The sequence below is a fragment of the Moorena sp. genome (genome assembly GCF_982860115.1).
The window spans coordinates 1-1,458 of the sequence record NZ_CEYLVT010000464.1 but is presented as its reverse complement, the minus strand read 5'-3'; the positions used below and the strand labels follow the sequence as shown (position 1 = coordinate 1,458).

Annotated in this window: 1 protein-coding gene; it reads left to right on the top strand. The window is 43.8% G+C overall.

Annotation, left to right across the window (positions count from 1 at the left end; translation table 11 throughout):
- Positions 1–627: 627 nt before the first annotated feature.
- A partial coding sequence (locus AC4II3_RS32700) for a reverse transcriptase domain-containing protein (protein WP_488017435.1) occupies positions 628–1,458 on the top strand: 831 nt, incomplete at its 3' end.

The window sequence follows — 1,458 nt, the reverse complement described above, 5'->3', positions numbered from 1 at the left end:
GTGCGACCTGAAAGGCGCACGGTAGAGTGGGAGACTCTTAAAACCTCCCCAGGCAAGTGTCCGTCAGCCTGTGTCCAACCACTCACGGCGTTCGGAGTAATCGGAATGTCGCACAGCGAGAGGAAAAGCCGAAACTGAGTAGGTAGTCACAAACCAAAAAGTAGGCAAGGGCAAGATTAATAGGGACAACGAACAGTGAATTTATCTCATGCTTCGTGACATCGTAACCCCGAAAAGTGACTGAGACGGGAGATAGGCAACAGGAATAAGGTCATTATGAGCCTTATTCGAGGACACCTAGCCTCGGAGTAAAGATAAAGTCCTAAGTTAATCGCATCTCCATACCGTGTGAAACAGGATAACCCCGATAGGGTCTTTGGACTACTTTCCACGTCCAAAGTAGGGAAATCGTAAGATAACTATCAATTCCTTAGCGGGTGTAGGAAGTCTTCAGAAGCGAATGCCGTCAGAGGGAAACCTTAGAGGAAAGCCAAAAAGAATGGGTATAACTTGACGGATAGGTCAGAAACTAACCTGGAATAACCAACTTGAAAGAGTGCTAACGGAAGACTGGTAAATCTCTTGAAACTCAAAGTAAGAATTCTGAACTCTTAAGAAAAGTTAGATATGGCAACCGTCGTAAACGTAATTAAGCAGAACAAAACGGAATGGCATTCTGTCGATTGGCAGAAAACCAATCGTATTGTTAAGAATTTGAGACAGCGAATTTTCAAGGCAACCAAAAATGAAGATTGGAAAACAGTCCGAAATCTGCAACGACTTCTGATGAAGTCAATTAGCAATATACTCCTGGCAGTTAGGAGGTGTACACAACTGAACCAGGGTAAGAAAACTTCAGGGATTGATGGGTTGGTAGTACTCAACCCCAAAGGAAGAGGACAACTGGTGGATACACTTAGTCAATTCATCCCTTGGAAACCACTACCAGCCAAAAGGGTATATATCCCGAAATCCAACGGCAAAAAACGTCCTCTAGGCATTCCATCACTAATTGACCGTTGCTTACAAGCAATCGTCAAAAACTCATTAGAACCATGTTGGGAAGCCCAGTTTGAAAGAAGCAGTTACGGTTTCCGTCCTGGCAGAAGCACCCATGATGCCATAGAAAAGATATTCTGTGGTATCCGCCCAAACGGGAAGAAAAAATGGGTAGTAGATGCTGACATCAAAGGTTGTTTTGACAATATTGACCACGAATTCCTGATGAATATGTTAGGAAACTTCCCTGCTCGAAAGCTGATTTATCAATGGCTGAAATCGGGATACATTGATAAAAACACCTTCAACCCAACGGAATCTGGTACGCCACAAGGCGCACTAATCTCACCGCTTCTTGCTAATATTGCCCTACATGGGATGGAACAGTCTCTAGGTATTAAATACGATAAACGGGGACAAATTATTGGCAACCGCATTGTAATCAGGTACGCAGATGAC